24 protein-coding genes are annotated in these 21,245 nt (G+C 47.1%); 12 read left to right on the top strand and 12 right to left on the bottom strand.

All coding sequences use genetic code 11. The annotated features are described in order from the left end of the window. Nucleotides 1–127: 127 nt before the first annotated feature. Nucleotides 128–541, bottom strand: coding sequence for an RNA-binding regulator (locus KBY68_RS04620; protein ID WP_255096073.1), 414 nt, complete (start codon nt 539–541; stop codon nt 128–130). Nucleotides 542–668: 127 nt separating this feature from the next. Between KBY68_RS04620 and KBY68_RS04615 the strand changes: the two genes are divergently transcribed. Both KBY68_RS04615 and KBY68_RS04610 read left to right on the top strand, forming a co-directional pair. Then, entirely contained in the window at nt 669–1,859 is a 1,191-nt protein-coding gene (locus KBY68_RS04615; protein ID WP_255096072.1) for a metallophosphoesterase family protein, read from the top strand. Next, entirely contained in the window at nt 1,846–4,362 is a 2,517-nt protein-coding gene (locus KBY68_RS04610) for an AAA family ATPase (protein ID WP_255096071.1), read from the top strand. The genes KBY68_RS04615 and KBY68_RS04610 overlap by 14 nt, the downstream gene beginning before the upstream one ends. Here the strand turns inward: KBY68_RS04610 and KBY68_RS04605 are convergent. From KBY68_RS04605 to KBY68_RS04595, 3 genes are read right to left on the bottom strand one after another with little or no spacing between them, the layout of a single operon-like run. Then, entirely contained in the window at nt 4,350–5,660 is a 1,311-nt protein-coding gene (locus KBY68_RS04605) for an aromatic ring-hydroxylating dioxygenase subunit alpha (RefSeq protein ID WP_255096070.1), read from the bottom strand. The two genes, KBY68_RS04610 and KBY68_RS04605, sit on opposite strands and share 13 nt — an antisense overlap. Beyond that, nucleotides 5,657–6,196: a PAP/fibrillin family protein gene (locus tag KBY68_RS04600; RefSeq protein ID WP_255096069.1), complete on the bottom strand. Its 540-nt coding sequence runs from the start codon at nt 6,194–6,196 to the stop codon at nt 5,657–5,659. Before KBY68_RS04600 ends, KBY68_RS04605 begins: the two co-directional genes overlap by 4 nt. 5 nt (nt 6,197–6,201) lie before the next feature. Then, nucleotides 6,202–6,459: a DUF8658 family protein gene (locus tag KBY68_RS04595; protein ID WP_255096068.1), complete on the bottom strand. Its 258-nt coding sequence runs from the start codon at nt 6,457–6,459 to the stop codon at nt 6,202–6,204. A 67-nt stretch (nt 6,460–6,526) separates the two neighbouring features. Between KBY68_RS04595 and KBY68_RS04590 the strand changes: the two genes are divergently transcribed. Beyond that, nucleotides 6,527–7,321, top strand: coding sequence for a class I SAM-dependent methyltransferase (locus KBY68_RS04590; protein ID WP_255096067.1), 795 nt, complete (start codon nt 6,527–6,529; stop codon nt 7,319–7,321). Next, a complete protein-coding gene (locus KBY68_RS04585) occupies nt 7,263–7,625 on the top strand; it encodes a molecular chaperone DnaJ (RefSeq protein WP_255096066.1) in 363 nt (120 codons plus the stop codon). Before KBY68_RS04590 ends, KBY68_RS04585 begins: the two co-directional genes overlap by 59 nt. Nucleotides 7,626–7,628: 3 nt before the next feature. Here KBY68_RS04585 and KBY68_RS04580 read toward each other — a convergent pair whose 3' ends face one another. From KBY68_RS04580 to KBY68_RS04570, 3 genes are read right to left on the bottom strand one after another with little or no spacing between them, the layout of a single operon-like run. Next, nucleotides 7,629–8,342 (bottom strand): queuosine precursor transporter, encoded by a 714-nt coding sequence (locus KBY68_RS04580; RefSeq protein ID WP_255096065.1) that lies wholly within the window; start codon nt 8,340–8,342, stop codon nt 7,629–7,631. Between the two features lie 5 nt (nt 8,343–8,347). Next, nucleotides 8,348–8,845, bottom strand: coding sequence for a DOMON-like domain-containing protein (locus tag KBY68_RS04575; RefSeq protein ID WP_255096064.1), 498 nt, complete (start codon nt 8,843–8,845; stop codon nt 8,348–8,350). A gap of 44 nt (nt 8,846–8,889) precedes the next feature. Further along, nucleotides 8,890–10,053 carry a phosphotransferase enzyme family protein gene (locus KBY68_RS04570; protein ID WP_255096063.1) on the bottom strand — a complete coding sequence of 388 codons (1,164 nt, stop codon included), beginning with the start codon at nt 10,051–10,053 and terminating at the stop codon, nt 8,890–8,892. Between the two features lie 112 nt (nt 10,054–10,165). Here KBY68_RS04570 and KBY68_RS04565 point away from each other — a divergent pair, with 112 nt between their 5' ends. Next, the gene (locus KBY68_RS04565; RefSeq protein ID WP_106499989.1) at nt 10,166–10,423 is read left to right on the top strand and encodes a hypothetical protein; all 258 of its coding nucleotides are present in this window, start codon (nt 10,166–10,168) and stop codon (nt 10,421–10,423) included. On the opposite strand, the gene KBY68_RS04560 is transcribed toward KBY68_RS04565, so the two are convergent. Further along, nucleotides 10,403–11,065 (bottom strand): hypothetical protein, encoded by a 663-nt coding sequence (locus tag KBY68_RS04560; protein WP_255096061.1) that lies wholly within the window; start codon nt 11,063–11,065, stop codon nt 10,403–10,405. The two genes, KBY68_RS04565 and KBY68_RS04560, sit on opposite strands and share 21 nt — an antisense overlap. A 163-nt stretch (nt 11,066–11,228) precedes the next feature. Between KBY68_RS04560 and KBY68_RS04555 the strand changes: the two genes are divergently transcribed. Together KBY68_RS04555 and KBY68_RS04550 are read left to right on the top strand one after the other, a co-directional pair. After that, the gene (locus KBY68_RS04555; protein ID WP_255096059.1) at nt 11,229–11,630 is read left to right on the top strand and encodes a hypothetical protein; all 402 of its coding nucleotides are present in this window, start codon (nt 11,229–11,231) and stop codon (nt 11,628–11,630) included. 72 nt (nt 11,631–11,702) lie between these two features. Further along, nucleotides 11,703–12,146, top strand: a complete 444-nt coding sequence (locus KBY68_RS04550; RefSeq protein WP_255096058.1) for a DUF3721 domain-containing protein — start codon at nt 11,703–11,705, stop codon at nt 12,144–12,146. Here KBY68_RS04550 and leuS read toward each other — a convergent pair. After that, complete coding sequence (gene leuS, locus KBY68_RS04545) at nt 12,130–14,730, bottom strand: leucine--tRNA ligase (RefSeq protein WP_255096165.1); 2,601 nt, start codon at nt 14,728–14,730, stop codon at nt 12,130–12,132. The two genes, KBY68_RS04550 and leuS, sit on opposite strands and share 17 nt — an antisense overlap. A gap of 8 nt (nt 14,731–14,738) precedes the next feature. Further along, nucleotides 14,739–15,029, bottom strand: coding sequence for an Hfq-related RNA-binding protein (locus tag KBY68_RS04540; RefSeq protein ID WP_193464821.1), 291 nt, complete (start codon nt 15,027–15,029; stop codon nt 14,739–14,741). 27 nt (nt 15,030–15,056) lie between these two features. Between KBY68_RS04540 and dapF the strand changes: the two genes are divergently transcribed. The 5 genes from dapF to KBY68_RS04515 are packed head-to-tail and all read left to right on the top strand — an operon-like array spanning nt 15,057 to nt 19,768. Next, nucleotides 15,057–16,091, top strand: a complete 1,035-nt coding sequence (dapF, locus tag KBY68_RS04535) for a diaminopimelate epimerase (RefSeq protein ID WP_255096057.1) — start codon at nt 15,057–15,059, stop codon at nt 16,089–16,091. Then, nucleotides 16,081–17,253 carry a cysteine desulfurase family protein gene (locus KBY68_RS04530; RefSeq protein WP_255096056.1) on the top strand — a complete coding sequence of 391 codons (1,173 nt, stop codon included), beginning with the start codon at nt 16,081–16,083 and terminating at the stop codon, nt 17,251–17,253. The genes dapF and KBY68_RS04530 overlap by 11 nt, the downstream gene beginning before the upstream one ends. Beyond that, complete coding sequence (locus KBY68_RS04525) at nt 17,250–17,936, top strand: DUF1995 family protein (protein WP_255096054.1); 687 nt, start codon at nt 17,250–17,252, stop codon at nt 17,934–17,936. The genes KBY68_RS04530 and KBY68_RS04525 overlap by 4 nt, the downstream gene beginning before the upstream one ends. 52 nt (nt 17,937–17,988) lie before the next feature. Continuing rightward, complete coding sequence (locus KBY68_RS04520; RefSeq protein WP_255096053.1) at nt 17,989–18,507, top strand: DUF4330 domain-containing protein; 519 nt, start codon at nt 17,989–17,991, stop codon at nt 18,505–18,507. A gap of 1 nt (nt 18,508) precedes the next feature. Then, on the top strand, nt 18,509–19,768 hold the full coding sequence (locus tag KBY68_RS04515) for a D-alanyl-D-alanine carboxypeptidase/D-alanyl-D-alanine-endopeptidase (RefSeq protein WP_255096052.1): 1,260 nt from the start codon (nt 18,509–18,511) through the stop codon (nt 19,766–19,768). Here the strand turns inward: KBY68_RS04515 and KBY68_RS04510 are convergent. Together KBY68_RS04510 and coaD are read right to left on the bottom strand one after the other, a co-directional pair. Next, nucleotides 19,765–20,676, bottom strand: coding sequence for a coiled-coil domain-containing protein (locus tag KBY68_RS04510; RefSeq protein ID WP_106499999.1), 912 nt, complete (start codon nt 20,674–20,676; stop codon nt 19,765–19,767). The two genes, KBY68_RS04515 and KBY68_RS04510, sit on opposite strands and share 4 nt — an antisense overlap. A 15-nt stretch (nt 20,677–20,691) precedes the next feature. Next, a complete protein-coding gene (coaD, locus tag KBY68_RS04505) occupies nt 20,692–21,174 on the bottom strand; it encodes a pantetheine-phosphate adenylyltransferase (protein WP_106499981.1) in 483 nt (160 codons plus the stop codon). Nucleotides 21,175–21,245 lie beyond the last annotated feature (71 nt).

The following is a 21,245-nucleotide window of genomic DNA, read 5'->3' as shown; positions in this document are numbered from 1 at the left end:
AGCAGCTTGTGTAGCAACTGATACCAAAAAACCTGAGCAAAAATTAGTGAACGCACAAAAAAGCCACCCTTTATGGGGTGGCTTTCAGGGCATATTTGCCTAAACAGGAATCAGTTATTCCTATCGATTAATAGCGATTGCCACCGCCGCCACCGCCACCGCCGTAGCCGCCACCGCCGCCACCAGAGCGACCGCCGCCACCACCGCCGTAGCCGCCGCCGCCACCACCTGGGCGACCGCCGCCGCCGCCGTAGCCGCCGCCGCCACCTGGGCGACCGCCACCACCGCCGCCGCCGCCAGTGCGGGGTTCAGCTTTGTTTACACGGATCATGCGACCCATCCATTCAACGTCTTGGAGGTCGTCGATGGCTTTTTGCTCATCGGCCTCGTTAACGAGTTCCACAAAAGCAAAACCGCGTTTGCGGCCAGTTTCGCGGTCGAGCGGGAGGCTGCAAGACTTCACTTCGCCATATTCGGTAAAAAGATGGCGCAGATCCTCCTGCTCCGCATCAAAGGAGAGGTTGCCAACGTAGAGAGTCATTCAGATCGAAAGCTTGAGGCAGGTCATTCAGGGGATAGGGGTTGTTGAACCACCTTCCCCGGGATTCCGTAACACCCTACAGGTTGGCTTGACGTCCACCCTAAAAAGGTAGGGATTGGTTTTGCCAGTGGTTCGCTTTCTGCACACAGCTGATTGGCAGTTGGGGAAGCCCTACGGCAGAGTTAAGGACCAAGAAAAACAAGCTCGCCTCAAACAGTTGCGCTTTGACGTTATCGAGCGGCTAGCTGAGGTGGTGCAACGGGAAAAGCTTGAATTTGTAGTGGTAGCAGGGGATTTATTTGATTCGATTGAACCCACCCGTGCCGATGTGGCCCAGGCCTGCAGTGCAATCGGCGCGATTGGTGTGCCTGTGCTTGCAATCCCTGGTAACCACGACCATGGCGGTGCTGGCAGCTTTTGGCACGAGGCTTGGTTTAAAAACTACAAAGACGACCTAGCACCAAATCTTCAACCTTTATTGGAACGCAAACCTCTGCATCTCCCTGGCGCCTTGATCTTGCCCTGCCCCTTGAATCGCCAGGCCGATACGGAAGATCCGCTTAGCTGGCTAAAAAATTACAAATTTGACCAACTTGATCAGCGGCCCCGTGTGGTGGTGGCCCATGGTTCGGTTCATGGTTTTGGCGCCGATGAATTAATTGATAGCGATGATGAAAATCCACTAGCGGCAACCAACCGCCTAAATCTGGCCGCCTTGCCGATTGAATCAATTGATTACATCGCCCTTGGTGATTGGCATGGCTTGAAAAAAGTGGCTGCAAAAGCCTGGTATTCGGGTTGCCCTGAACCCGATCGCTTCCCTAAGGGTGATAACTACAAAAGTTCCCAGGCCCTTGTGGTGCAAGCTGAGCGGTGTGAGCTACCCCAGGTGAATCTGGAAACAACGGGTTTAGGGGCATGGCATCAATACAAACATCGTTTTGGCAGCGATGCAGATCTAGACCTACTGGATAAGAATCTGCAGCAATTGATTGGAAGCCGAAGTGGCATAGACTTACTTTTATTGGAATTAGATGGAAATTTAAGCCTGGATGCAGGTGTGAAATTACAAAATCGGCTGCAGCAATTAGAGGCAAGGTTGCTGCGTTTAAAGTTAAAAGATCACACTAAGCTCACCCCTAACGGCTCTGAATTGCAGCAACTCACAGCTAGAAGCAGTGATCCATTAATTGCAAGGGTTGCCCAACGCCTGCAGGTTCTCAGTGGTAGCGATGATCAGCACAAAGCAAAACTTGCCCTGCTTGCCCTAAGGGAATTGCATTGGGCCTGCATGGAGCAGAATTATGCAACTAATTGATTTTGAACTCTGCAACTACCGCCTGCACAAACAGACCTTAATTGAATTTTGCCCAGGCCTCAATGTGGTGATCGGGGCCAATGAATCTGGAAAAAGCACCCTGGTGGAGGGATTGCATCGAGCCCTTTTTCTGCCATCCCGTTGTTCAGGTGCATTGCTCGAGGAGATGCGAGCCAAACCAACCGCTGGCGACCCAGAGATAACGCTGACATTCAAGGCAGGTTTGTTGCAATACACATTGCGCAAACGCTTTGCTGGCCCAAGGGGAAGCACCAGTTTGATCAGTTCTGCCGGCAACACCTGGCAAGGGGACAAAGCGGAGGATGAACTTGCTGAATTGGTGGGAGCTGCTGCCGTGCAACGGGCCCGGGTGGGCGAACAATTGCGAGAAAGGTGGGGACATCTATGGGTATGGCAGGGAACGGCGGGCTTAAATCCATTGGACTTAGGTGTTGGGGCCCTAGACCAAAAAAAACTGTTGGAGCAGCTACAGGATTCTGGTCAATTAGGAATCCAATCTCAATTGGATCAACGGGTTGTTGAACTTGTGCAGCAGCGCTGGAGCAACTCCTTTACCGATAAAGGTCGCATCGGCAAAGCAGGTTCACACCTAGCCATGGCCCAGCGGGAAGAGCAGCAGGCCAAAGAACATTTAAGTGCAATAAATAAACTTCTGCAGGAACAGCAGGAGGCACGGGATAATCAGTTTGCTGCAAGCGCAAGCTTGGCAGAGCTTGATCAATTAATACCACTATTACTGCAATTAGAGCCTTTGGAATTGCAAAAGGCTCAGCTAATAAACCAATTAAAGCCACTAAATGATCTGAAAGAGCAACTAAGTTCATTGCAATTAGAATCCAATAGCTTGAAGAATAAATTAGAACCATTGATTCTTTCAAGGGATCAGTTGTGCAAGCAAATACCAATCGTTGAACAGGAGCGCAATGGGGCAAATAATATACTTGATTCAACCGTAAAGGAAGCTGAGCAACTGCAGCAGGCAATTCGGAAGGCAACAATCGAAGAAAAACTGCTGAGTTTGGAAGCAAATATACAGCGTGACAAAGAATTACGGCAGTTATTGCTTGATTTACCTGATATCAATTTAGGCATTGTGGAGCAATTAAGGGATAAGCAACAACAGCTTAAGCTGGCGGAAATAACGATGCAAAGCCTTGCCACTAAAGTTGAATTGTTAATGGCTGAATCAGCTGTATACGTAAATGGTGAGCCCCTAAATATCGGTTCATCAACCTGCCTAAATGCCACAAGTATATTGCAAACGGCTGGCCTGGAATTGCGAATAATTCCAGGGGACGGAGGCAAGGTGGCTCAGGCTATGGCCAAGCATGAATTTCTTGAAAGCTCTCTAAATGCTGATCTACGGCGTTTGAGGGTGGAAAATATCGAGCAAGCAGTCCATCTAGAAAGACACCGTAGCGAGCTTTTGGCAGAACAACAACGTTTGCAAGCCGAAAAAGCTTCTGAATCTGTTGAGGATTTGCGAGGGGCGCTAGAAAAATATATAAATGATCAGTTACCCATTGCATCTATTGATGATTTACGCAAGCAATTAGATGATTTGGTACCAATTGGCAGGGAGAGAAGACAGGCTTTTAATCAATTAGATAATAAGTTAACCAATCAGCGTGAGCAGCTTGCGAATTGCAATCAATTGATAAATATTCAGCAGGAAGAACTTGTAAAAACCGATACCTTGCTAAAAGAATTACTTAAGCGTTTTGGTAGCGTTGATGAAGTAGATGGCCAACTTAGCAAACTAAATTTAAACATATCTGAGTTGGAAAAGAGGCAAGAAGTATTGAAAAAACAACTGAGTTCTGATTTTCCTGGATACAAAGGTTTTAACAGCAGCCATGCCCATCAGCAAAGGGAGGTGGCATTGCAGAAAGTAGCAGCGGCAGGCGCCTTGCTGAGAGCAGATGGTATCAATGATCGCTATGCCCAGCGGGAGCAGTTGGAAGCTGCCCTCGAGGCCCGCATTTCCGAGCGGGAAAGGTTGGAGCAGGATGCGCTGATGTTGGATTTGTTGAGGCAGTTATTACAAGAGGAACAAACCGCCATGGCTCTTCAATACACCGAACCAGTTACCAAAAAATTGGATAGCTATCTCAGCTGCTGTTTCCCAGGGCCTATGCAAAGCAGCCTCGAATACCAAAGCAATAAGGGCTTTATTAATTTGCAGTGGCAACGGGGTGATTCTGCAGTTGCCTGGGAATTTTCAGCGCTCAGTGGGGGAACCAAGGAAATACTTGCTGCCAGCCTGCGCCTAGCAATGGCAGAGGTGCTTGCGAACGCCTACAGCGGTTGTTTACCACTAGTGTTTGATGATGCATTCAGTAATGTAGACCCAGGTCGTTGGCCCTGGGTTTCTGCACTGTTGCAAAAAGGCGCTAATCAAGGCTTGCAATTAATCTTATTTAGCTGCGATCCAACATTTTGCGAGGCGCTGCCAGCAAACCAACGGTATCAATTGCCCTGATTCCTAGGAGGCATGCCATCTCCGTGGCGCAATTGAACAAGCCAGCCATTTGTTAGTTGCTTAATTGCAAGCGTTATAAGCATGGCAAATATTAAAAACAACCTAGGATAAAAACCAGTGCTGTAAATAGTAGTAATCAACAGCAATAAGATTAGCCATGGGACTATTTTCTGAACTAACTCAAAACGCCTTAAGGCGGCGCTGCAACTAGCGCATGAACGTGTGTGTGAATTCAAGCGATCAAGCAATTCATGCCTTTTAATTAAGGGAGGAAGAGATTTACCTGGAAATGGATAACCACCATATTTGCTAATCCAGTTGTGAAAAGCGATAATGTATTTATCAGCGCTTGTGGGTAAGAAACAAGATTTCAATAATAAACCGGATCCGCCCGATGCCTCGAGATTTCGCTCTTGATGGTGCAGGAAAATTTGATCATCTTCTAAAACTAAATTATTGCCTATATGTTGCAGCCATATTGGCCGTAATGCTAACACTTTTGCCGTGATTGGTTTTTCAAACTGGAAAGGAAATCTGGCAAACAAACGGCATTTGCCCGGCAGGGTAGGAGTGGCATAAACCACGGTGAGAATGCGGGCAAAACCCTTGGCGGTAAGGTCGTGCCACATCAACGCAGGAGCCATAAATGTGGTGTGTTGAGTGCCAAGCCGCCCCTGGCGAGGCCCCTCATTCCAGATGCCAGTGAACCCCTCTGGGCCCTCCGTGAGAACTTCTAATTCCACGGGCCCAGCGTTACTACGCTTGCCTACGGTGGCGTGGTGGGTAAAGGGCACATGGCTAACATCCAAAACGTTTTCAAGCAGGGTTTGGCTGTCGTAAGGAAGATCCCTAAACGTATCTTGTAAAAACCAACCCGCTTGATCAAGTATGTTTACCACTGGTAATTGCTTAGTTGAAGCTATGGATGAATCACCACTAAAAACAAACAACATGCCTTGGGCTTCTGCAGTGGCATAGGCCTTGCAATTAGCTCTGCTGCTGATTGTAATTTCTCCAGATATTTGGGGAACTTTTGTGCAAATTCCCATTCCATTAAAAGACCAGCCATGGTAGGGACACTCCAACTCACCATTAGCATTTAATCTCCCCTCTGATAGGGAAGCTAAACGGTGGGGACATTTGTCAATAAAAGCTCGCCAACCCTTGTAATGTTTATCGAACCAAATAACCAAAGGTTCACCAAGTAATACAAATCGACAGGGTTTAGCTTTGTAAAGATCTCTTAGATAGGCAACTGGATACCATTGATCTTGCCATAGGTTTTCATCAATGTTCATAGGGATAATGAGGATGTAAGTTCAGAGGTGTTGAGATCATGCCTTTTAATTAAAGCAAAAAGGGTTCCATTACTGCCACGGCTGAGCCTTAATTCATTAGTTAAAACTGTAACATCTAGCCAAGCTGGAAATTCCTGCTTGATGTTTGTGAGTAGTTTAGGCTTAAACAGTCCAAACTTTGGCCCAATCCAGCCGCCCCTTATGAATGTTACACCAACCCGTTTTGGTGGTTGTATCTGAAGTTCAGCTACAACAGCAATTCCCCCTAAGGGCGCTGGTAACTTTAGCAAATTAACAGCGCGATTATCCGCAGGCAACAATATTTGCAGGTTGTCAAGCCACGGTTGCACTTGCAGGTATGGGGCATTGCTACTGCTCCAACGCAATTCCCAAACCCCTGTTAGATCATCAATTTGGTTTTCAACATTACAGGGATAATCATGCTCTAATTGCGCAAATAGAGGGATGATGTCAACAGCTCTTGGCTTGGGTAGCCTCAACAAATTTAATATATCTGAAAATTGTTCTCGGCCCATTTTATTTAATCCTCATCAAGGAAGTTTGCCTCACTTTCAAGGGCATTAAGTTGCGCGTCGAGCAGGCGCCCCTGTTGAACGCTGTTTGCTTTTGCGGCTTCTAGCATTTGCTCAGCGATTTCAAGCCTGCCTGCAGCATCCTTGATGCCTTTCTGTGAGGCTTGGTAGTCAACCCTCTGCCTTGCGGTTGAAGCACTCAGATTTAGCAGGGTTGCCAACCGACCACAGGTGGCCATGAAGGCTTGATCTCTAATGCCGGCCATAGAATCAAAACGGTTATGACATCATCGCTGAGAGCGGGGCTGCGAGCCCACTTTAAGGAAAATTCCGATGGAAGAGTTTGAGAAGCGAGAGCCTGAACCGGAATTAATGAATGGGGCAGCTCAGGTTGATGCCTATGCAGCTGCAAATTTCAGTGGATCAGATAATGAATTAATTGAATTTATTTCAGCACAATTTCCCAATGGTTTGGGCGAGCAAATAATTGATCTGGGTTGCGGACCAGGCAACATTACTGAACTTGCAGCAAAGCGCTGGAGCGATGCCCATGTTCTTGGCATCGATGGCGCCCCAAGAATGCTTGAGGTTGCAGAATATAGGAGGGATCTTATTAACAACAAAGAACTTTCACTTAGAATAAAATATAAATGCTTAAATCTTAGCAGCATCAACGGGTTTGGTTTGCTAAAAGGTATAGTTTCAAGGCAGCAAATTTCAATTATAAGTAATAGTTTATTGCATCATCTTCATGAACCATCTGTTCTTTGGAGCGCCGTTAAGAAATTGGCATTCAATGGTGCTTGTGTGGTGGTAAACGATTTGCGAAGGCCAAAGAATAAAAATGAATTTGATCTTCTCATGGATACGGAAGCCTTAAATCTAGCTGCGGTTTTAAAGGCCGATTATGCAGCCTCCTTAAGGGCTGCATTCACTGTTGCTGAAGTAAAAAAGCAGTTAAGGGATGCCTCCCTAACTCAACTCAATGTGTTGGAGCGAGGAAATCGCTACCTAACGGTTTGGGGATGGCTTGATCCAGTGGGAGAATTTGGTGAACCAAAAGCAAATTATGTTCCCGTTACTCTCCCTAAGAGCTCCGGCTGCTCCGGAGCAGGAGGAAGAAGCTAAGCCCAGTAGCAAAAAAGGCTTTGGTGGTGGGGCCAAATCCGCTAAGCAAAAAGGCCATAAGCGCAAGGGAACTGGGTTATCGGCAGCAGATCGCTCCCCCCTCGGCAAGGCGCCAGATGTGGACGCCATAAAAGCAAGGGGAATACTGCAGCTACCCCTTGCTGGCCGCTTGAGGGAGGCACAGGTAAAAAGTGCATATAAGAGGGCCGCTGCAGAGCACCATCCTGATCAAGGTGGTGAAATAGTAGTAATGCAAAGGATTAATGCAGCAAGGGATTTATTGTTGTCAAATGAAGAGTCTTGATATTCAAGAAGAAGCCACTAATTCATCATTAATTTCTTGGCCTTCCTCCGGAACCTCCAGCCATTTACGCAACCACGCCACCAGGAGATAAAACGGCAACGTATCTAATAGGGCTGCTATTAACTTGAAAAGATAGCCACTTGCCACAAAGCTTGCCAATTGGGGAAAAATGGCTTTTTCTGCTTGGATAGGCAGAACATGGGCTGCATAATGGCTGATTAAAACCACTGCTGTTGTATCCACCAACTGACTTACAAGCGTTGAGCCATTATTACGAAGCCAAAGGGCTTTGCCATTGCTGAATCTTTTCCAAAAATGAAATAAACGCACATCTGTGAACTGCGCAGCCATATAGGCAACCATCGATGCACCAACTGCACCAAAGGCAAGACGTTGCATTTCAAAATATAAAGGTGAATCATTTCCAGGAAGGATTCCCCCCAACCAGATTATCAACATAATCCAGCCATTAAGTAATAAACCAACCCAAACTAGTTGGCCCGCCTTATCCTCTCCCCACAATTCACTAATCAGATCAGTGCAAAGGAATGTGAGTGGATAGGGCAAGGCACCAACGGCAACAACGATTGGCCAATTACCAATTGTTCCAAGCGTTAGAAAGCGGCTAAGTCCAAGAATATTCAACATCCCCATCGTGCCAAGAAACAAACCAGCAAGGATGAGGAAAACCAGGTCTCTCCTTTTTTTTATAGACATTTTCATTAGTTTGAAAGTTCTAGAAGAAAACTATCTCTACGGTGAAAATCTGGATCAACTCCATTGTGAGTTAGGGCCCAATAGCTTAAATTACCATTTTTTTGCTCAAGCACAGCCGTGAAAGTAAATTCTAGGTTTGTATCTGCAGCTATGCAAGCTGGCAGCTCGATTGTTAAGCCAATTGAAAGACTATTTATTGATTGGTGGTGAATTGGTTTAAAATTTGGAATATATTGTTCCTCCACTTGATTGGAGCGGTAGTTACTAAATTTATAGATATTCCAATCGGAATTAACGGAATAATTAAGCTCCCAATATGTTGTTGAATTTGCTTCTGCCCAAAAAGCTTCAAAGCATGTGTTTTGCCATAGATTGTTCTTCCTGATTCCAAGTGGTTTGTATTCAGGGATCAGAAGTTCTTCAAGCGGCCCCTCAATCCGATAACGCAGATATAAAAACTGATTTTTTCTAACTGCTGCTGCTGCAAGGCGTAGGCCAATCAATTCCTCTGGCCTGTGGTGCGGAAGCAGGAGGGCGGAATGGTTATTCATCTCATTTCCTCAATACAATTACGTATTGCTAACTCTTGCTGTTCAATGCTCTCTGTAAGCTTGAATTGAACCATTGCCCTTGAAAGATTTTGGTTTTTACTAGATACCTTGAAATATTGATTACCATCAAGATGGTCGGTAAAAAATCGAATGCCAAGTTCAAGAGGCATTAGGCGAATTGAATCGTATAAGTATTTAATATCATTACTACTGAGAAAATGTCGGCCAATTTCCAGATATCCCCGTAGAAATGTACTAAAAGTGTTTATGTCAAAATATACTTTACTTAAATCCTCCTCCTCTTCTCCGGCTGGATTACAGCATGAGCGCAGGCAATCTGAAATATCATAATGCAGAAGACCAGCCATTATTGTATCAAGATCGATTAAGGATACTGCTTTATTTGATCGCTCATCAAACAAAAGATTATTAATTTTAGGATCTCCATGAATCGCTCGTGCAGAAAGTTCTCCGGAATCGATAGCATTCTGAAGAATGGAAATTATGGAAGATCGAGCCTCGATAAAGTTAATGCACCATTCTGCGCTATTGCATAATTCATTGTTCCTAATAGAACGTATGTGGATATAATTATTGTAATAAACTGGGGTAACATGAAATGAGTCGATTGTTGGCATTAAGGCGTCTATGGGTAGATCGTAAACAAGTTTATGGAAAATGGCTAATCCCGAACCGGCTTCCAATGCCTGGCTTTGATTTTCAATTTTGTCAATCGAATATGAAGACGTTATAAAAGATGAGGCTCTCCATATGTCTTCATTGTTTTCGTGCCAGAAAGAGTTGCCTTCTAGTGTTTGTAGTAATAGCGGTACCTGCCAAGCTCGCCCATTTATAAAGCTGTTGCCTGTAGGTAGCTTATTACTTAGATGCTCAATAAGGGAAAGTGTGTTTTTAATAATATCCTTAGGCTGCTTAAAAACATTGCCATTTATTCTTTGCAGTACAAATGGACTGAGATTTTTGTCAATAGGGGTTACTTTGAAGGTGTCATTAACATTGCCGTTACCCAATTGCTCAATATTATCTATTTTATCAAAAGCTATAAATTTAGCTGCAATCTTACCAAGCTCATTTTTGTTTGTTTTGCAATTATATCTCAAGCCTAGGAACCCCAACTCATCACAATTTTGCGCTGGCAAGCCTCGCTATGCCAGCTTGCTCAGCCAGAGGAATCAATCGACCCTAGTACGCTTGACCTATGGGTATAAATGTACTAAAATTTGCTGGTACCGGTTTCAGCGGCTTGAACCTATGGCTTGTTTCGAAACAGACCCGGCCGTTGAACCCCTGCGGCGGGCAAATCCGAATCGCTACAAAGAGGTTAAGGCTGGCCATTTGGCTGTGGTGGCTGGGGTAGGAAGGCCATGGTTTATTGGCCGTGTTGGCGAAGTTATTCCCTTACCCCATCACCGCACTCCAGCATTTGTGCACTTAATCAACGTAGACAGTGGAGACGTTGAACGGGTTCCGGCTCGCTGGATTGTTGAACTAATGGCTTGCAAGGCCTGATGTAGTTATTTTTCTTGTTGTACTAATTGTAGAAATTACCTCCAGTGGTTTTGGTTCCATATCGTTTACTTTGAACGAGCTCCATGTGGAAAAGGCTTCTGGCTTGCAGCTTACGATTCCCCAGTCGATTCTGAGGTTTTTATAGGTAATGCCAACGCATGTCATCTCCTCCTCATCTGCCATTAACGACCAAAGTACATGTAATTTTTCTCTTGCATACTGATCGACTTTTTCTAAAAGCTCTGGCTCCGCAAGCTTTCCAGGCTTAGTTGTTAACTTTAACCTCGAATGCCAAGAGAGGTATGTGCCATTTTCAGTGGGGTAGAACCAACATGGCTCATTATCTGCATCCCTTAACAGGAATTTATCTACTATTTCCCATTTATTTGCTGTGGGTTTATAAATTCCTAGCCAATGTTTGCTTGGCTCATAGTAGGGAATAATCGCATCACAGCAAAGTAAACTTCCCTTCTCACCTGCTAAAGGGTTATGACCCTCAGCAACTGCCTCCCCTTGTTCTACTAATGTTTCAATATCACTCTTCCAATCGTTAGGACATCTATGAATCCTTAGGCAGAAGCCTGTTGATAGAACCCGGCTGTGAAGTTCTTCCAGGCAATCTTCTGCTGCGATGCTTGGCAAGTCGCCAGAGTTTGCCGCTAGTACAAATAGATATGGGCAAGCCATCGGTAACCGGCTGAGAAGGATAAAGGAATTCTAAAGAGTTTTAGCCCTTTTGGGCGTAGTGGCCCAAGCTTGGCTTTGGTTAGGGGGTTAATCTAGTAGGAGAGCTGTTTTGATACCCATGACAACCAGTTTTAAAACGCTGTATCTAATCCTTGGCCTGTTATTCGTTAATTCAGTTCATGCTGCCCCTTTTAGTGCCGATCCCGTTTCCTTTGCTGGATTTGCTAATAATGTTAAATGGAGTTCTGGTAGCGCTCCTTTTTTTAAAAATTTGAGCAAATGCGTGCAGCAGGCTAATGGTGGATATATCTGTAATCAAGGTGATGTTTATTTGCAAAAGCCCGGCATTACAGGTAGGAGCTTCTGTAAAATTAAGCAGGTTTGGTATGAACCTCACACAAAATTAGTTCAATTTAAAACACAATCTTGTGTGTATAAAGATGATCAAGAACGGCTTAAAGAGCAGGGCTCTAAATTTATTCAAAAGGGCCTTAATATTTTAGAAAATTATTCAAAGTAAATAATATTTTAATATGGCGTTCTCGTTGATTGGTTATGCTGTTAGCATTCTTTTAGGCGCGCGCTTAGATTAATGAAAACTTCTGATTGCTCGCACCAACCCAAATTACTTGCAACTGGCATTGCCCCCTTGGGAATTATTGCCATTGGTGTTGTGCCCATGGGAGTGATTGCCATTGGTGTGGTACCAATGGGTGTTGTATCACTTGGGGCCGTTGGGATGGGTTTGATTAGTGTTGCGGCAGTAAACATGGGTGTTGTTACAGCTGGCATAACCACCATGGGAGTTGCTTGGGCTGGATTGGTTGGCATGGGCCCAATCCGCATCGATCCAAGCCGGTGGAGCATTGCCCAAGCCCCCAAAGAATCAACCATGTTCCCCAGCAAGGATCTAGCGGAGAAAAAAGCTAAGCAGCTTGGTTGTAGCGGTGCCCATGCAATGGGGGCTGAATGGATGCCCTGTTCATCTATGGATGAATATGTCCGGGCCTATGCTAAATTTAAGGCACTAAATTAACTAATTTACCCGGAACAACTATTACCCGGCTAGGGTTTTTTCCATCCAGCCATTTTTTTGCTTCTTCACTAGCTAAAGCAAGTTCCTCTAATTTTGATGAATCAATATCTGCAGCTACTTCCAGATTTCCTCTTACTTTACCTTTGATTTGCAACACAATAGTTATGGTGTCTCTTTCTAGGGCACTGGAATCGGCAATTGGCCAGCATTGTTGATGAACACTTCTTTCGCCACCCAATTGAAGCCAGAGTTCATCGGCTAAATGTGGAGCAAAAGGTGCAAGAAGCTTCAGCAGAATTGCTAACCCTTCCTGGATAATTGATGGATCTGCTTGATCAAAATTAGTAGATAATGCGTTATTTAATTTCATCAATTCTGACACCGCTGTGTTGAATTGAAGTTCCTCGCCGCTCAGATCCTCTGATATTGCTTGAATTGCGCCATGGATTGCTCTGCGTAAATCTTTATCAGCATTTGAAGTATTTTTTATTTCATTTTTTGTTGTATTTGATATGGAAATGCCCTTTTCCAAAGCATTCTGGCATACACGCCAGATTCTTTGTAGAAATCTAAACTGTCCTTCAACATCTGCATCATCCCATTCAAGATCTTTTTCAGCTGGGGCCTTGAATAATATAAACATTCGCGCCGTATCAGCGCCATATTTGTTTATAACTAAGCCTGGATCGATGCCATTGTATTTTGATTTAGACATTTTTTCATATAGTATTTCAAGTTTTTCCCCAGTATCAGGATCTGTGGGGTCTAGCGAATCGCCAATATTTGCTGGTGAAATATATTTTTGACTATTTGGATTTCGATAGGTAGTTGCCTGCACCATCCCCTGGGTAAGCAGTTGTTTAAAGGGTTCATCGCAGTTAACTAAGCCGCGGTTAGATAATACTTTGGTGAAAAATCTTGAATATAGCAGATGGAGGATTGCATGCTCTACACCACCAACATATTGATCTACGGGCATCCATGCAGATGCATTTTCTTTGGTAAAAGGTAAATTCTTATTCGTTGCATCTGTGTAACGAAGAAAATACCAACTAGAACACATAAATGTATCCATCGTGTCAGTTTCCCTGCTTGCTAATCTAGCGCATTTAGGACATTTAACCTCCTCTATATTATCACCAGGTTTGCAAAGTTTCACGGGAAGCTGATCAATGGGTACCGGCACTGCGCCACATTTCTCGCAATGAATTATTGGAATCGGACAACCCCAATAGCGTTGGCGTGAGATCAGCCAATCCCTTAATCGAAATGTAACTTTTGCCTTGCCAAAACCGGCTTGCTCTGCTTTATCAATAATGGCTTTTTTTGCCTCCTCACCAACCATGCCATTGAATTCAGCTGAATTAACAAGCAAACCAAGTTCTGTATAGGCAGAGCTTTGTTCTGAATTAATGTTTGTTACCGTCTGATCATCTGCAGCTATTGTGTTAGCAGGTACAACAACAGTTTTAATCGATAAGTTGTATTTTTTTGCAAAACTAAAGTCTCTCTCGTCGTGGGCGGGTACACCCATCACTGCACCGGTTCCGTAATCGGGTAAAACATAATCTGCTATCCAAACAGGAAGTGCCTCCTTTGTTATTGGATGTTGTACCAAGCCACCAAGGGCCACTCCACTTTTAGGGCGATCTTCAGCAAGTCTGTCTTGTTCGCTTGTGGCGGCAACCATGCTTTGAAATTCGCTTACCTGTTTTTTTTGCTCTATTGAGGTGAGCTGATCAACAAGTGGATGCTCTGGTGCTAGAACTAGATAACTTACGCCATATAAGGTGTCCGGTCTTGTTGTGAAAACTTTAATTTTAGATCGCAGGGAATCTGTATTTAGATTAGAATCAATAAGATCAAAATCTATTTCGGCACCAACGCTTTTACCTATCCAATTGGCTTGCATCGTACGCACCCTTTCCGGCCAGCCCTCGAGGCTTGTTAAATCACTCAATAGGTTTTCTGCATAATCGGTGATCTTGAAAAACCACTGTTTCAACTTCCGCTTTTCAACAATTGCTCCAGATCGCCAGGAGCGCCCTTCATTGTTTACCTGTTCGTTTGCTAAAACTGTTTTATCAATAGGATCCCAATTTACATTTGCTTCTTTTTGATAAGCAAGTTTTGCATCAAAGAATTGGAGAAATAACCACTGGGTCCATCGGTAATATGTTGGCTCACAAGTACTGAATTCACGATCCCAATCTATCGATAAACCTAAACGCTTTAGTTGTTCTCGCATCTGGCCAATATTTTGTTCGGTCCATTGCGCAGGATCAACACCCCTTTCAATTGCAGCATTTTCCGCAGGCAGGCCGAATGCATCCCAGCCCATTGGATGTAATACCCTTTTGCCTTTCAACCTTTGAACTCTGGCAATCACGTCTGTAATTACGTAGTTGCGCACATGCCCCATATGCAGATTTCCCGATGGGTATGGAAACATCGATAGGGCGTAAAAATTTTCGCTGCGATTTTGGCTTGGTTCAGGGGTTCGATGCAGCCCCAGCTGTTCCCAGCGTTTTTGCCACTTGAATTCCAAGTCAACGGGGCTGTAGCGGTTGGTTGAGCTCTGCATGCGATCGCTTATGTCGGCGGCAGGCAAGGCCGCGAACTAGGAATTGTGACCTGTGTTGGTTCCTTAGCCAAGCTCATGCTTGAAATTTGGCTTACCTGGTTGCGCTTAATTAGTTTTGGCCACTCACTTCCCACTGATTGCAAGGCTAGAAATTCTGGATCCTGCCACTGCAAAATGCCCTCATGCAGCGAGCCATTTGCCATTTCCAGCTGCAGCACAAGGCCAACGCGGATCCATTCCTGCAACAGGCGTACCCCTGGCAGATTTGTATCTAGTTCCGGCTGCGAAGCAGAGGCCATACGATCAAGGTAGGTTTTTGTGCCGCAATGCAGTTTCGCAAGTACCAGGGCCTGGGAAACGATTTCATCCTGATGGATTTTCGTTCAAACCCCCTGCTTTTTCCCCTAAACGAAACTGCACAGTTCCTTTGCCACCGGCGTTTTGGCATTGGTGCCGATGGCCTGATCCTTGCTCTGCCGCCTCAAAATGGTGGTGATGTGCGCATGCAAATCATCAATGCCGATGGCACAGAAGCTGAGATGTGCGGCAATGGTGTTCGTTGTTTTGCCAGATTCCTAGCTGATTTAGATAATCTTCCTGACTTTTCGAGCTGGCGGGTTGAAACTGCCGCTGGCTTAATCGTTCCTCAACTGATAGCTGGCCAGCAGGTTGCCGTAGACATGGGAGAGCCCCTGCTCAATCCCGAGGCAATACCCACAACCATTAGCGAAGGGCTGCCCCTTGCTGAGGCTTGCCTAGAGGTGGCAGGTGAGCAATTTGTTGTGGCAGCTGTTGGCATGGGTAATCCCCATGCAGTGGTGCAGGTGCCCAAAATTGAAGCAATTGATTTGGCGCGGTTCGGGCCTGCCCTAGAGGCCCATCCCGCCTTCCCTGCCCGTACAAATGTTCATTTCGTTGAGGTTGTAGCTGATCACTATTTGCGGTTGCTCGTGTGGGAGCGCGGTGCTGGCGCCACCCTCGCCTGTGGAACTGGTGCCTGCGCAGCCCTGGTTGCAACCCATCTGCGTGGTTCATGCGCCAGGGAGTCAGATGTGGAATTGCCGGGGGGTGTTTTACATATCAATTGGGATGCCCGCAACCGCCTGCAGATGACTGGTCCTGCAGAATTTGTGTTTAGCGGTTCGCTGCCCCCGTCATTTGATTCATATTCAAGTTCAGCAGAAAGCATCGATTGCTCTAAACTATGTAGCCAGGGATGTATTAATCCTGAAGCTTGCCCGAGCGCTAATGCTAGAGCTAAAGCGATGGCTGTACTAAGTGATTTTTCCCTAGATCAGTTGGTTAACCTAGCCAACGAATCGGTTGAGCAACGTACTTTGCGTCGCATAAGTGGCAGTTAATTTTCAGCTTTATTTAGATGCCTGCGCTGCCACCCCACCCCATGGGGAGGTTCTTGCCGCCATGGCTAGCCATGGGCTTGAAGCATGGGGTAATCCTTCAAGCCTCCATGCGGAAGGCTTGAAGGCTGCCGATCTGTTGGAGCGCAGTAGGCTTGAATTGGCATCACTACTTGGGATGGCCAGGGGTGAGGTGATTTTCACTTCAGGTGGCACCGAGGCAAATAATCTCGCACTTTTTGGCATCTGCCGCCGTTTGCCCCCTGGCCGTTTGCTGCTATCCCCCCTTGAGCATGCGTCCATTAGTGCTGCTGCCTATCAATTACAAACAGAGGGCTGGCAGATTGATTTGGTTCCAGTAAATAGCCAGGGCATTGTGGATCTTGAAGCCCTTGCTGATTTACTAAAACCCCCCACTCGGCTGCTTAGCCTGGTGTGGGGTAGTAGTGATGTGGGAAGCCTGCAACCCATGGCTGAGGTGAGTTCCCTATGCAGCAACCACGGTGTTTTGTTGCATAGTGATGCTGTGCAAGCGGTTGGTGAAGTTTCCCTTGATTTAGGTGAAAATAGCCCAAACTTAATTTCACTTTCGGCCCATAAATTCCAGGGGCCCCGCGGCATAGGAGCCCTGTTGATAAGCGAAGCTGTGCAATTACAACCACAAATTTTCGGTGGTGGCCAGGAGGGTGGCAAGCGCTCGGGCACCGAATCAGTGGTTTTGGCTGCCGGACTTGTTAAGGCCCTTGAGCTGCGCCAACAGCAACAACCCAACCTTGCAAACAAATTGGCTGATTTGCGCGATTTTGTTAAATGCAAGTTGTTGAAACTTCCCGGTGTTCGCATCAGTGGCGCCATTGAGCCCAGTTTGCGCTTGCCCCATCACCTCAGCCTTTTGTTGAGTGACTCCACAGGAAAACCATTCTCAGGCAGATCCGTGGTGCGATCACTTGCCCGCAAGGGGGTTGCGTGTAGCAGTGGCTCAGCCTGCAGTAGTGGCAGGGAAACAGCAAATAAAAGCCTCATGGCCCTTGGCTACAATGAACTTGAAGCCGCCAGTGGCCTGCGTTTCAGTTTTGGCCCTTGGCTTGAGCAAAAAGATTTAGAACCATTGCCAGCATTACTTGAAGCCACAATGGCTGAGCTAGAGGCAGCCCGAAGCGCATGAATCTTCCAAGTGATCTATGTGCAGCTGAGGCCCAATTACTAACAGCGGTATTAGCTGCCTTTAATAAAAAGCCCAAGGGTCGCTGGAGCGCTGAAATACGTTTTGAGGGCCTAAGGATCATGCCTGTGGCCCTGCGCCTTTGGCAGCAATTAGCAAATTCTTCGATCGGAGCAAATTTATTATTTCCGGATGCCGGTGCCTGCGCCTTGGCAAAACGGGACGCTCCTGATGCCGCAGCTTTTTGTTCAACTTTGCTGGATTGGCAAAGGGGTCAACTAAATGGGAACCCAACAAACAAAACTGAACAACAAGAGAGCCCTTTGATTCTGGTGGCACCCGGCCCGCCCGATTACGCATCAGTGGAAGAAATTTGTACTAACCATTCCGGTGCAGTGCTCTTACTAAACGGCCGCCTTGAAGATGCAGCTATTGGCATTGGCAGTGTGGCCCGCCTGCGCCGCAAGGGTTTTTTAGCCACTTGGCAAAATGCTTACTGCGTGCAGCCATTGCTTGAGGCCGCGCTTTTGCATGCCTTCCCCCATGAATGGCAGCTTTTTAAACAATCTGAAGCGGGATTTTTAGCGTTGGCTTCCTTTGAGCAAAAACCTGCCGCTGAGGAGCTTGATGCAGCCCTAGGTCAGGGATTTTTGGCCATAGACCGCTTTTTAAAGGACCTTAGTTGAGCTGGGTAGCCCAGCCAAAAAGGCTTAAGCTCCCAGCAGCAGAAATTCAAAGATGCTCAATCGGCAATTGCAGCGTTTGAACCCTGTGGATATCGGTGCAGCTGCTGCTGTTCTGCTTGCAGCCATTGGCGTGATTTGGAGTCCAAAGTTGGCTGGAACTGTGGCAAAGGCCACTGGTGGCATCAAATCTGTGCTGGTAACGGTTGATGTAAAAGCTATTCCTGCCGCAGATCCTCAAGGCTTACTAAACAAAATCAGGGCAGAAGGGAAAACAAGCCTGGTGATACGCAACCAACCCCATGGCAGTGTGAACCTAAAGCAGGCAACAGCAATTTCCAGAAGGGTTGTGGTGGTTTTACCAAGCGGGAAAGTAACAACAGCGCCAGACCCAAACGCCAGTGGTTTCTCAACCCTTGACGCAAGATTCATACTTCAAGGTGAAGGTCAAGTTACCTCCGGTGGAGTGGTATTAGGAAATCAAGCCTTGAAAATTGGTTCACCAATAGAATTGGAAGGGGCCAGCTATCGAATAAATGGTGTTGTTAGCAATGTGGAAATTGCTAATCACTAATATGAAAATACTTCGCTCCAAAGTTTTTTGTTTCACGGCACTTGCCTTAAGTAGTCAACTCTCTTTAGTTGTTAGCTCCACAAGCGCACAACCCCTAGACCCGCCGCCCCCACCAACGGTTGGTTTGCCCCTATTGCAAACCCAGGTGGTTTGCCCTGCCCTTCAACAGAAACTGCTGCAGGCAGCTGGCCCAGAAGCCTCCGTTTGGAGCATCAGTGTTGCTGATCCCAGTGGTCGTTTGTTAGCTGATTTGAATGGCGAGCGGCCTCGAATTCCAGCCTCCAACCAAAAACTACTCAGCACTGCCATAGCGCTGGATCGCCTAGGGCCCGACCATCGCCTCAGCACCGAATTATGGCAATTGCCGGATGGCACCCTGCGTTTACAGGGCAGTGGTGACCCCAGCCTTGGATTTTCCCAACTAAAACGAATTGCAAAATTGGCGGCTGGCTCTGGCGGCAGCAGCAGCACTGGCAACTCCTTGCTGAAATTACAGCTCGAGGAGGAGCCCGCCAGCCGCTGGTGGCCCCAGGGTTGGTCTATGGCAGATCGCGACTATGACTACGGCGCTCCAATTACCCGCTTGGCGCTAACTGCCAATGCCGTGGATATGTCTGTGCAAAATCCACCCGCAAGGCTGGAGCGCTTGCTTAAACAGGAAATCAATCGCAATGGCCGCACAGCAATTATTAGTGCAATCCCGGCTGGAAGTGTTGAACCCACCGACAGCATTTTGCTCCTAAGTGAACCTTCAAAGTCGATGCATCATCTGCTTAGTTTGGCTAACGGTGAAAGCCATAACTTCACAGCAGAGGTGTTGTTAAGGGAGGGCACTGGCAGTTGGCAGCTGCCGATCACCCAGCGGCGCGCGATGGAATGGTTACAACAACAGGGTTTACCAGTTCAAGGGGTGGTAATTCAAGATGGATCAGGCCTAGATCGTGGCAATCGCATTACCAGCAAATTATTTGCTGCTTTGTTGTTGCGCATGGCGCAACATCCCTATGCCAAAAACTATTACGCAAGTATGGCTGTTGCCGGTCAACGGGGAACCTTGAGTTCCTATTTCCTTGGAACGGAATTGGAGGGACGTTTTAGCGGAAAAACCGGCACCATAAGCGGCGTAAAGGCTGTTTCTGGAATGTTGGCAACGGCAGATGGGCCGCTTTACGTGAGCATGATCTCTAATGGATCGGCGGCTCCAGTTGCCGTAATGGGCAAGGTGTTGCGTTCAGCTTTTGCCATTGGGCACTGCCGCTAGGCCGAACGGCGACCAAATTTCCGACCATTGCTGCGTTGGTTGCTCTGCAGCGAATTGGCTTGCTCTTGCGGTGCTTCTAGATCGGTGCTTTGCAAACGCACCAATTCTCTTCTGCCGGCAATAACCACCTTGGCCATTTCCTGAAGGCGGTTATCTAGCTCCCCAAGCACCTGTTCCGCATAGCGGTTGGCACCTTGCTGTACGGCTCCTGCCTCCTGGCGACTGCGTAGAAGTAAAGACTCGGCTTGCTGTTGGGTGGTTTGACGGAAATTCAGGGCTTCCTGTTGAACCCTTTCAGCCTCTGCTTGGCTTTCCTGTTGCAGGCGGTTTGCCTCTAAACGAATTTGCTCTAGTTCCTGAAGGGATTGTTGACGGCTGCGTTCGTGGGTTTCAGCCAGGCTGCGCTTCATTTGTTGATGCTCCTGTTCCAACTGTTGGAAACGGGCACCAGCCTCCTGCTCCAACTGTTGGCGTCTGGCTGCAAATTGCTGATCCATCTGGGCCACCCTCGCCTGGTGCTCCTGTTCTGTGGCCGCTACTTGGCGGCGCGCCTGAATTAAGAGTTGTTCACCCTGTTGGCGGGCCTGTTCGCGAACTTCCGCCCCCTGGCGTTCTGCTTCCTGGCGGACACTGGCTGCATTTATGAGAGCCTCCCGCTCCCTGCGGGCTTGGTTGATGATTTCCTCAGCCTGCTGACGGGCCTGGCCTAAATAGGCATCCTTTTGACGCATTAACTCAACCGCTTGATCCACCTCGCGGGGTAGGGATTGGCGAACGGCATCAAGGATTTCAACAGCATCCTGCTCATTCACTAGGCGGCCGCCGGAAAAGGGCACCCGGGTGCCCTCCAACACAATTTCCTCCAGCTGATCAAGCTGATCGAGTACTTCCAATCGAGCCTGGGCCATCTGCTGCACGGGTTATCACACAGGCTGATTAAACAGCTCGATCAGATCTCCTGCCACTATTTCCGGCACCATGTGTGACACATCACCTCCGAAGCGAGCCACCTCCTTCACCACGCTGCTGCTAAGGAAGCTGTGGCCCACTGCTGTGGCCATAAAAAGGGTGTCTACGGCGGGGGAAAGGCTGGCATTTGTGTGGGCCAGCTGCAACTCAAATTCAAAATCGCTTAGGGCCCTAAGCCCCCTCAGGATCACCCTGGCCTGTTCCTGTAGGGCGAAATTCACCGTAAGCCCAGCAAAACTGGTAACGCGAACCTGGGGTAGATGGGATGTGGCGATGCTCAATTGCTGCAGACGCTGCTCAAGGCTGAAACTGGGCTGTTTGTTTGGATTGCGCAACACCGCCACGATCACTTCTTCAAAAAGACCACTAGCCCTTTGGATTAGATCCAGGTGGCCAAGGGTGACAGGGTCGAAGCTGCCGGGATAGATCGCCCTCATGCTGCTGCTGTTGCTCTCCCTACACTGGCTTAACGCGTTCCAGGGGTTCTTATTACAGGGCTGAAGGCGGG

Source organism: Synechococcus lacustris Maggiore-St4-Slac (assembly GCF_024345595.1).
In the GTDB taxonomy this organism is placed as follows: domain Bacteria; phylum Cyanobacteriota; class Cyanobacteriia; order PCC-6307; family Cyanobiaceae; genus Synechococcus_D; species Synechococcus_D lacustris.
Note: the sequence above shows the minus strand (reverse complement) of the source record. Positions and strands in the feature narration are given on the sequence as shown.